At 68.4% G+C, this 9,561-nt stretch carries 8 protein-coding genes; 6 read left to right on the forward strand and 2 right to left on the reverse strand.

Translation table 11 applies throughout. The annotated features are described in order from the left end of the window. Positions 1-97: 97 nt before the first annotated feature. The 6 genes from OHA17_RS39710 to OHA17_RS39735 all read left to right on the forward strand — a co-directional run bounded on the left by OHA17_RS39710 (position 98) and on the right by OHA17_RS39735 (position 4,024). Positions 98-637: a winged helix-turn-helix domain-containing protein gene (locus OHA17_RS39710; RefSeq protein WP_406503983.1), complete on the forward strand. Its 540-nt coding sequence runs from the start codon at positions 98-100 to the stop codon at positions 635-637. Beyond that, positions 634-1,197 (forward strand): IS630 family transposase, encoded by a 564-nt coding sequence (locus tag OHA17_RS39715; RefSeq protein ID WP_406503981.1) that lies wholly within the window; start codon positions 634-636, stop codon positions 1,195-1,197. The genes OHA17_RS39710 and OHA17_RS39715 overlap by 4 nt, the downstream gene beginning before the upstream one ends. Positions 1,198-1,208: 11 nt before the next feature. After that, the gene (locus tag OHA17_RS39720; RefSeq protein ID WP_406510596.1) at positions 1,209-1,478 is read left to right on the forward strand and encodes a hypothetical protein; all 270 of its coding nucleotides are present in this window, start codon (positions 1,209-1,211) and stop codon (positions 1,476-1,478) included. Between the two features lie 62 nt (positions 1,479-1,540). Beyond that, on the forward strand, positions 1,541-2,656 hold the full coding sequence (locus OHA17_RS39725) for a hypothetical protein (RefSeq protein ID WP_406510597.1): 1,116 nt from the start codon (positions 1,541-1,543) through the stop codon (positions 2,654-2,656). A 2-nt stretch (positions 2,657-2,658) separates the two neighbouring features. Next, positions 2,659-3,369: a hypothetical protein gene (locus OHA17_RS39730; protein WP_406510598.1), complete on the forward strand. Its 711-nt coding sequence runs from the start codon at positions 2,659-2,661 to the stop codon at positions 3,367-3,369. A 238-nt stretch (positions 3,370-3,607) separates the two neighbouring features. Next, the gene (locus tag OHA17_RS39735; RefSeq protein ID WP_406510599.1) at positions 3,608-4,024 is read left to right on the forward strand and encodes a hypothetical protein; all 417 of its coding nucleotides are present in this window, start codon (positions 3,608-3,610) and stop codon (positions 4,022-4,024) included. A 54-nt stretch (positions 4,025-4,078) separates the two neighbouring features. On the opposite strand, the gene OHA17_RS39740 is transcribed toward OHA17_RS39735, so the two are convergent. Both OHA17_RS39740 and OHA17_RS39745 read right to left on the reverse strand, forming a co-directional pair. Beyond that, entirely contained in the window at positions 4,079-6,130 is a 2,052-nt protein-coding gene (locus OHA17_RS39740; RefSeq protein WP_406510600.1) for a DUF742 domain-containing protein, read from the reverse strand. Between the two features lie 390 nt (positions 6,131-6,520). Then, positions 6,521-9,025 (reverse strand): Helicase associated domain protein, encoded by a 2,505-nt coding sequence (locus OHA17_RS39745; protein ID WP_406510601.1) that lies wholly within the window; start codon positions 9,023-9,025, stop codon positions 6,521-6,523. Between the last annotated feature and the right edge of the window lie 536 nt (positions 9,026-9,561).

Raw genomic sequence — 9,561 nt, forward strand, 5'->3', positions numbered from 1 at the left:
TCGATCTCGGCGAGCTGTTAACGCTGGCGGGGTGTTACTGACCTTTCCGATGGGTTGTCGGCGTGATGTCGGCGGTGTTCCGCGCTATGCCTGGGCTATGCGATACGCGCAAGGGGGTGGGCTCCGGGCTCATGAACAGGCCGCCCGTGAACGGGTACGGATGCTGGCAGCCGAGGGCTTTGAGCGGGGCGGGAAGAACACGGTCATCGCGAAGGACCTGCGGGTGAGCGTCCGTTCGGTCGAACGCTGGAGGCGGGACTGGAGGGCTCACGGCAGGGCCGGTTTGCGCTGTTCGGGGCCGGCCAAGAGTCCGAAGGTCGGCCCGCAGGAGTTCGCCGGACTGGAGGAGGAACTGCTGCGGGGGACGGTGTTCCACGGATGGCCGAACGAGCGGTGGACCCTGTCGCGGGTGCAGACCCTTCTCGTTGAGAAGCTCGGCGTGTGGCTGTCGATCCGCGGAGTGTGGGAGTTGCTGCGGCGTCACGGCTGGTCGTGCCAGCAGCCTGCGCGGCGCGCGGTGGAGCGTGATGGGGCGGGCGTCGCAGGCTGGGTGAAGGAGACTTGGCCGTCGGCAAAGCCATCGCGGCGACGCGCGGGGCCTGGCTCGTCTTTGAGGACGAAGCCGCTGTCTCGATGACGTCGCACCGCGGCCGGACCTGGGCCCCGAGGGGGAAGACCCCCGTGATCCAGTTCAACGGCTCCTCCCGCGGACGGGTGACCCTGGCCGCACTCGCCTGCTACAAGGCCGGTGAGCGCAGCCGGCTCATCTACCGCCCACGCGTCCAGGGCCATCACCTGGGCAGTCAAAGGGGGTTCACCTGGCGGGACTACCGTGATCTGCTGGTGCGGGCCCATCTCCAGCTCGGCGGGCCCGTCGTGGTGATCTGGGACAATCTGAATGTCCACCGCAGCGCCGACCTCAGGGACTATGCCGCCGAGCATGACTGGCTGACCATCGTCCAGCTGCCGTCGTATTCACCGGATTTGAATCCGGTGGAGGGCATCTGGTCCCTTCTGCGGCGGGCCGTGACCGCGAACATCGTCTTCGCCGACCGCGACCACCTCGTCCGGGCCGTCCGCAGCGGCCTGCGGCGAATCCAGCACACACCAGCCCTCATCGACGGCTGCCTCGACGGCACCGGCCTCTCGCCACCTACAGATGACACCAGCCCGACAACCCATCGGAAAGGTCAGTAGGTGAGGTGCGCATGCTGGCCTCCCGCTGTACGGCCTGGGTGAGGATCGGCCCGCTGCCCCCGGATCAGGTGCCGTCAGCCGCGCGGGGTCTGCACCCCGTGTGGCACCGGGCTCCCGACACGCTGCTGCACCAGGCGGACGCGCGCTTCGCCCACGGACGGCTGCGCGCCTGGGCTGCACTGACCCATCACACCCGCCGTGCCCTGCGTTCCCGACCCGCGCCTGTGACGGGGGAGCTGCTCGAACGCATCGCCTGCCGTCTCGGGCCGGTGCCCCGGTGACGGCCGGGGCCGTGCGGGCTGCCCCGCCCCTGCCGCCTCTGTGGACCCAGGGCCGCCCCTGGATGCCCACCTGGCCGCCGGACCGCGCCGAGCCCCCACCGCGCCGACCGCCACTCACCGTCGTCCACGACGCAGGCGACGACAAGGCGTTCATGGACTGGGCCCTTGCCGCCCACGCCCCGCAGGCCGGCCGCATCACGGTGCATCCGGCACCGACGACAGGCGCCCCGCCCGCCCTGGCCCACGACCTGCTGCGCGCCCTGGGCAAGCATCTGCCCCTGGCGGGCAGCGAGGAGGGCGTCTGCTGGACGCGCGATGCCCGCACCGCCTGGCGCACCGCGGCGGCATGGGTCCGGGCGCTGCGCATCGGCCATGTCCTGCTCACTCGCGCCCATCTCATCACCGTGCGCCATCTCGAGCGGCTCTTCGCGTTGCAGCACCTCACCGGCATCCGCCTGACCCTGGTCTGCCACGGCCCGCTCACATCCGAGGCGGCGGCCGCCGTGGACAGCCTCGGCCCGCAGACGGTACACAGCCTTGCCGCGGCCCGCCGCACCACGCCCGCCACTCCCGCTGCCGTGACGGCGGGCCGGTATCCCTGGTGGGACAAAGCCCCGTTCCCGCCGCCCGACGACGAGCCCTGCTTCCTACTGCCGTACGCACCACGCCCCCACACCACCGGCGAACTCTGCGCAGCCCAGCGCCGCGTGGGCCGCTCCGTCCTGCCGCTTGACGCACCCGGCCGGCTCGCCGACGCCCTCGACGCCGAGGCCGATCCGCACCTGGCGGCCCTGGCCCGCCGCATCCATACCCGTATCGCCCACCCCGTGCACGCCGCGGCGCTGGTCGTACAGGTCCTGACAGGACACCCCGTGGATTCGCTGAGGCAACTGCGCGCCACCGCCTTCGCACCGCCCGCCCGGGACACGGTCTCCGCTGGCACCACCGTGCCTGTCCCGGCGTGGGCGGCGGACCTGGTGGAGGCGGCCCGCTGCTTCAGGGACCTGGACGGCCGCGCGGGCAGTCTCCACTTCTTCCGCCTCACCGCCTGGGACCGGATCGCGGTGGACGATGCGGCCCAGGCGTGCGGCCTGGTCACCAGCCAGCCCCTCGCGGACCACACCGCCCCGGGGACGGGGCGTGCAAGACTCAGCCCGCCTACCGCTGTGAGGAGTTGACGATGGCAGAGCCCGGCAGCGAACTGTTCGAAGCGATCCGCCGTGACTACCGCGACGGCGACAAGCTGCCCAGCTCCCTGGCCGCCCGCCACCATGTCTCGCGCGAGGAGGTCAGGGACGCGCTCTCCACCGTTTTGCCCCTGCGGCCGCAGCCGGCCGGCGAGGACGAACTGCGCACGTACGCGCAGCGCCTGGACGCGCTGCTCGAGGAAGACGCGGCCAGACCACCTGCTGAGCGCCGGCCGGTCTTCGAGCTCTACCAGGACTTCGCCCGCCGCACCGACCGTGTCCGGGTGTCCTACCGGTGGGTGTGGGAGTACCTCACGGCCCGCCGGCCCGAGCCTGCAGCGGACAACCGTCCTTCCGCCCCACCGGCAGGTCCCCAGCCCTCCACGAGGCCGGCCTCCAGCGGGACATGGGCATCCGGCGTCCCCGTGGACATGCCGTCCTTCATCACCTACCTGATCACCCACGCGGCGCAGCACCTGACAGAACTGGAGATCGAGGGGTCCCTTCCCGCAGCTGAGGGCGTCGAGCTCGGCATGGCGTCTCTGGGGGAGGCCGCGGCGCTGATCAACCAAGCTCTCAACGAACTGGCCCTGGCCGGCAGGAGGAACGGGCTGCCATGGGCCCGGATGAGCCTGTGGGCGGACATGCCCGAGGAGGAACTCGCCCAGCAGGTCAGGGACTACCAGCACTTCATGACCCTCTGACGGCGCCCGCCCGCCTTCATATGAGCCAGCGGCCGATGTCGCCGCCATGGAGTGTGACGCCGGGGATGGCTTCCACTTCCATCACCTGGCCTTGGAGAGATCGCAACAAGGCAGACCTCCTTGGCCCAAGGAGACCCTGCCGACAAATGCGGCAGGAAACCCCGGTTTGCCCTGGCCAGATCAGGCCGCGGGCGTCGGATGCGGTGTGCCAGGATCGCCGTGGGGGAGGTACGACACTGTGAGCTCGCTGCTTGTGGATGTACTGGCGTACGAGGCGCCGTGTGAACGGTGTTCCTTTTCTCTGTGGTGGGTTTTCGGGCTGCTGCCGTCGTACCGACCGCGCGGAGAGGAGTTCACCACCACCGACTTCCCCGCAGCTGTCGAGATGGCGCGCACGATTCTGGCAGCGCCGGACGGTGACACCGCAGACATCGCGGCACAGTTGCACGACCGGCCCGCATGGCAGCAAGGACGCAGCTTCAACCCGAACCGGTGTGGCGCGTGTGGGTATCACGCCGATTGGCACGTCTTCGAGAAGGTCCTCGACACCGCCTGCTATGGAGGCTGGATCTATACGGCCGTGGGCCGCGTACCCATCATGCAATGGCGTGCGATCAGGGGCCGCGGGCAGGGGATCTTTTGGCCACATTGCTGATCTTTCGGTCGGGCAGCGAATGGGCCGACGGGTATGAAGAGAGCTCCGGATCTTCTACGGCTCCTTTCGGAGACGGGGGAGTTGCGCTTCGTCGGTGGCGGTCAGTGGCGGGTCAATCGTGACCAGGCCTTGCTCTGCCAGGTCTGCTACGAGAATCCGTGTGACACCCAACGGAACGGCCAGCTTGTCGGCAATCTGAGCGATCGATTGCGGGTCGTGGCAGAGGGAGCAGATGCGCTGATGCTCAGGGAGGAGAGTCCGATCTACCGCAGCCATGGCCACGGTGCTGACCATGCTCTCGGTGGGCAGGACGTAGCGCGGCTTAGAACCCTCACGTCTGAGCATGTAGGGCCTGACAGCAGGCATGTCCCTCTCCCCGTACGGTTGAGGTTGCGGCCGCCGGGTCCCGTAGGGCCGGAAGAAGACGTTCTCCTCTTCGTCATCTTCGTCGTCGATGTCTTCAAACTCGGCCTGATGGCCAGAGGCCGTGCCGCGGGCCGCCTGAGCGGACTCCTCCAGCCGCTGACCGTACGCAACGCTGAGGGGCTCGGCGTCTGTGTGCCGGGAGGCTTCATGGAGCGCATCGATCAGTTGCGGTAGCTTCGCCAGGTCCCGGTCGCGGGCGGCGGCATCCAAAATCCACTGTGCGTCGTCGTGCAGGAGTGCAGCCTTGAGTACATCGATCACTCCTGTCGCTGGCCTGACCCGGCCCACTGCGGTCAGAACCTGGTACGCATCGGCGTCATGTTCAGCGTCGCGCAGCGCGGCTACGACTTCCACTACATCGGAGGCAGACCGCTGTCGCCCCACCGCTGTCAGCAGTTGGTAGGCGTCCGTGTGGCGTTCGTCGGCGCGCAGTGTGCCGATGAACGCCGGTACCTCGTCAAGTGGCCAGCTCTCTCCGGCGAATCCGAGGAGTTGGTCGGCTTCGCCGTCGTACCCGGCCTGACGCAGAAGGGCCACGGAGTCGAGCACGCTGTCGCAGGGCTGGTCGTGAGCTGCTTCCAGCAAGATGCCCGGGACGTCGACGTGGTCACCGTCCGTCCGCCGCGCGGTTCGAATGATCTCAACGAGGTCACTGCCCGTCAGCTGGCCGTGCGGGGGCTGGTTGGCCGGCGAGATATCCGGCATGTTGCTGCTGGTCGCAGGGTTGTCCAGGGAGTTGTCCAGGGGGTCTTCCTGGTGCAGTTCCTCGGCGAGACGGTCCAGGCGGCCGGCACCGTCGTCCAGATGACGGGCGGCTTTGGCGAGGGCCTGGTCGATGTCGTCCCCATCGGAGTCCAGTGCCTCCTGCAACGCCGGAGGAGTCTCAGAGGAACGGGGCGGTTCCTCGGTGTCCGGGGCCTGACCTCGAAGACGCTCCAGTTCCTGTGTCAGGGCCCGCACCTGCTCAGCCGCTTCCTCCGCCAGACGATCAGCCTTGTGGCGTTCAGCACGCGCACGATCCAGCTCGGACTCGGCATTCGTACGTTGCTGCGCACTGCGAACAAGACGCGCGCGAACGTCGATTGCCGTCTGCTCGGGGACGGATGTACGAAGACGGTCTCGTTCACGGGTCAGGGTGGCGATGTCGCGCTGCAGCTTGTCCACCATGGCCAGCAGCAGGAGAACCATCTGATTGGCGCTGTTGCGCTCCCGCTCGAGTTCTGTAGCCCGTTCCAAGGCGCGCATGAGTTTGTCGGAAACAGCCAGGGACCTCTGCTGGACCAATACCAGCTCCGCCGCGAGCGCGCCTCCGTCGGGACGTGAGCCCCCAGCCTTCCCTGCGATCCCGGAGCCGCCCCGCTCGACCGGCACCTCCTGAAGGGCCCGGACCTGCCCCATCAACTGCTCGCGGCTGGCCATATCGCGCGAGCAGACGTCCGCCATCGCCTCGATGAAGTCCGGCTTCAAGCCCACGCCGGCCAGACGGTCGGACACCGTCGAGCGACTGGGGACCTGGCCGCCGACGAAGTGCTCCGGCTTCAGCGAGGCTAGAACGTCGTCGACCCGCATATCGGCCTCGTCCAGCCACGCGCGCAGCAGCGTCGCGATGGCGTTGGCCTGCTTGGTGGGACCGCGTAGATCCGCCCAAGGCCGGGTTCGCCTGCGCCCTTTCGGCAACACGCCTCCTCCCCAGTAAGCGGACAAAGCGGATGTTGTTCAGCCTTGTCCAGCGCCCGCCCCGGACAAGTGGACCCGCTCATCTCAGCAGATGAAGTGTGTGGAGCGCCGCCGGTTCCCAAAGCGCGGCGCTCTTCCTTCCACAGCCGTCGACAGACGGCGTATTCGAGCGCACAGGAGTCCCACTGATGCCCGATCAGCTTCAGCACGCCATGGAACTACTTGCGCACGGACTGCTGACCGAGCTGCCCACACAGCTTGTGTCTGCAGCCGTCGTAGCCGCCGCGGCGGCTACCGCGCGGGCCTGGCGCCGACGTGGCGTTCAGAAGCGAACCGAAAACCCTGACCGTTGAACATGGACCTGAGGGCCCTCCAGGAACTTAGCGTCCGCTTCTATACGGTCCACTCGATGCCGAGCTCGGCGAGCTGCGCGAGCTGCTCGCCGGTCAGTCTGTCGCGGCGGCTTTTCTGGTTGGAGATCCATACTCCGAGCCGTACGTCGTGCTCGTGGCCGTCGACGACGACCCGTTCGGTGTGCAGGCGTGGGATGACGGTCCGCTGCTCGCGCCGGACGTACTGGGCAAGCGCCGCAAGTCCCCGCGTGAAGGCCTCCGCACCCCGCGCCGCCCCAGCCTTCGCGCCGACCGACACCGGCGCCTTGCGGGCCTGTACGGCGGGTTGCACGCCGAGTTCGGCGAGTCGCTTCTGCTGCTCCGGGTTGAGCCGGGCGAAGTCGCGCCGTTGGCGGGTGAGCCAGCGTCCGATGTCGTCGCCGCGCCAGGTCACCCCGGGCACGATGCCCGTCAGCAGCGCCCCCTCGCCCAACAGAGCCTTCAGGCCGACGTAGTGGCGCTGCCAGTCGACGGTCCACCCCAACACCGCCGGGTTCCAGTCCTCATCGACCGCCGCGAGCTCCTTGGCCCGCCGCTCCGCGCGTACCGGGTCTTTGCCCAGTCCGCCGGGGCGGCGGATGTTGGTGAGCCACTGCCCGACCGGCCGATCGAGCGCGGTGGCGTGCCGGGGCGCGGCCAAAGTGCCGGCCTCCGCGAAGTAGGCGCGCGCCGCCGCGAGATTCTCCTCGAACGCCGCATCGGCGGTGTCCCACACGATCCCGAGCGCTTCCAGATCGTCGGCCCGCTCGCTGCTCATCTGCCCGGCCCGCAGCGCCCGCCGCTGGTCGGAGAGCCACCGTCCCAGCGGGTAGGCGCCTTCGAGGTGCTCGTAGGGCACCTCCAGATCACCCTCACGCTCCCGGTACCGGGCCGCGGCGTCGTAGCCGCGCAGCCAGTCCTGCCGTTCGGTGCTGATGACCCGGTACTTGACCCATTGCGCGACCGTCACCGGGTCCCGGGGGGCCGCGAACCGGAGCAGCAGTCGGTGTTCCTCTTCGCCGTCGGAGGGTTCCTCACCGATGTCGACGGATGGGTCCACGACGCTCTTCTGGTTCTCCTGCGGGATAGCGAGCATTTCCACGGCCCGCTCATCATGCGCCCGCAAACCCTCAAGAACCTTCACCAGAGGCGCATATGAAGCGGACGTGAGCATGTCTTCTTCTTTCTCGTCCGGCGCGAGAAAGACAGGAACAATGAGTGTGGCCAGTTTGCCCTGGTCCGGCTTTTGCCGGAGTGCCCGCCCGATGGCCTGGACGATATCGACGGCCGATCCCTTCGGGTCCAAAAGGGCCACGCTGTCCACGCTTCTGATGTCGACGCCTTCGCCCAGGACTCGGCAGTTCGAGAGCACCGCGCGGCCGGCCCTTCGTCCGAAGTCGGCGAGGACGTCACGGCGGTGGTCCGCCTCGTGTTCGCCGCACAGCCAGTTCGCCCACACCCGCTCGGGATGCCGCTCCGGATCCGCCGCGTGCAGCCGCTTCGCCACCGGCGGCAAGCCCTTCGCGAATGCGGACGCCTCTATGGTCCGGTGGTGAAAGGTGATGGTCGTCTGGAGCCCGTGCGTGGCCATCGTCTCCAGCAGGGCTCCTTGCAGCGCGCCCATCCGCTGCCCGCGCACTTGCTCTTCCCGGCCTTCCTCGCTCGCCAGCCGGGCCGGGGTGACCACCGGGTCCCGCAGCTCGACCACCACGATCTGATACCGCGCCAAAAGCCCGCGGATCACCGCCGATGCCAGCGACAGCTCGAACACCACCGGCCCGAAAATTGCCGGATCATCCATCGAACAGGCCAGTTCCTCCGGCAACCGGTCCCGCGCGGCCAACTCCCTCCCCCTCTCGTCCCGCCGCGGCGGGCGCTCCTTCCAGATCCTCGGGGTGGCGGTCATGTACAGCCGGCGCATCGCCGGGATGACCTCCTGGTCGTGGACCTGAGCCCAGGCCTTCCCCATCGACCCACTCGTACGGTGCGCCTCGTCCACCACCATGAGGTCGAACACGTCCATGGGCAGTCCGTATTCACCTTCGTGAGCCTCTGCCAGGACGCCCAGGGAGGCGTAGGTGGCGAACACCGTCACGGGGCCGCGGCCGTGCCATAGGGCGAGCTGGGGAGGGCTGGTCGTGGACCGGACATCGAGGTGCCACAGGTGCGGGTCGTCATCGAGCGAGCACACCGCCACGGTCGGCCCCGTGTGCCCGGCCGCTCGCCACTCCCGCACGGTCTGGGTGAGCAGGTCCAACGTGGGCAACAACACCAGCACCCGCCCACCCCGAGCCAATCGGTGTGCCGCCGCAGCGGCAATGAAGGTTTTCCCCGTACCGCACGCAGCCACTACCGTGGCCCGCAAGCCACTACGCGGAACCCGCTTGCCTGGAGGAATATCAAGCCCACGCACCACAGCGTCAACCGCCTCCACCTGATGAGGCCGAAGCTTGATCTCTTCCGTATTCGACATCCGGAACTCCAGACGATGGGGGAGGGTGATGATCGATCCCGCCGGGGTGACCACTTGGCTCGGGATGCTACACAGTGCATCTGATGTGAAAAGCGCGATGCAGCGAGGTCGACGTGCTGGGTTTCAGGGTAGCCCAACGGGGTGCAACGAAGGTTGGGTTTCGGGGTTTTGGGCACACTCATCTGTGTGAGACTGGCTCAGTTGACGTGGTGAGTGAGTGTCACATCCGATGGGGCTCCACGGAGTCCGCGCCCCGGGTTCCGCGGAGCCCCAAGCCTTCTTCCCGGATTGACGGCCGGTCAGTTTCCTGGGGGTGGCGTCTTGTTCGGGATGCTACACAGACCAGCAGTGATGCACCCACCTCCTCTTGCAGCCAGCCGTTCCGGCGGAGCCGGAACCGGCCGCCGCGAAGCGGTGGCGGGCGGGGGAGCGGAGCGGACTCGCCTCGTTTTTCGGAATGGAGTGAAACGGAATTCCGAATGCCCGTGCGGAGCACGGGCATTGGAAAACGCGAAGCGTTTTTCCCGGGCCGCGCAGCGGCCCCCCGCCCCCGCGGAGCGGGGGCTTTCGCTGCCCAGCGCGCAGCGCTG

It is taken from the genome of Streptomyces sp. NBC_00212, assembly GCF_045206365.1.
In the GTDB taxonomy this organism is placed as follows: domain Bacteria; phylum Actinomycetota; class Actinomycetes; order Streptomycetales; family Streptomycetaceae; genus Streptomyces.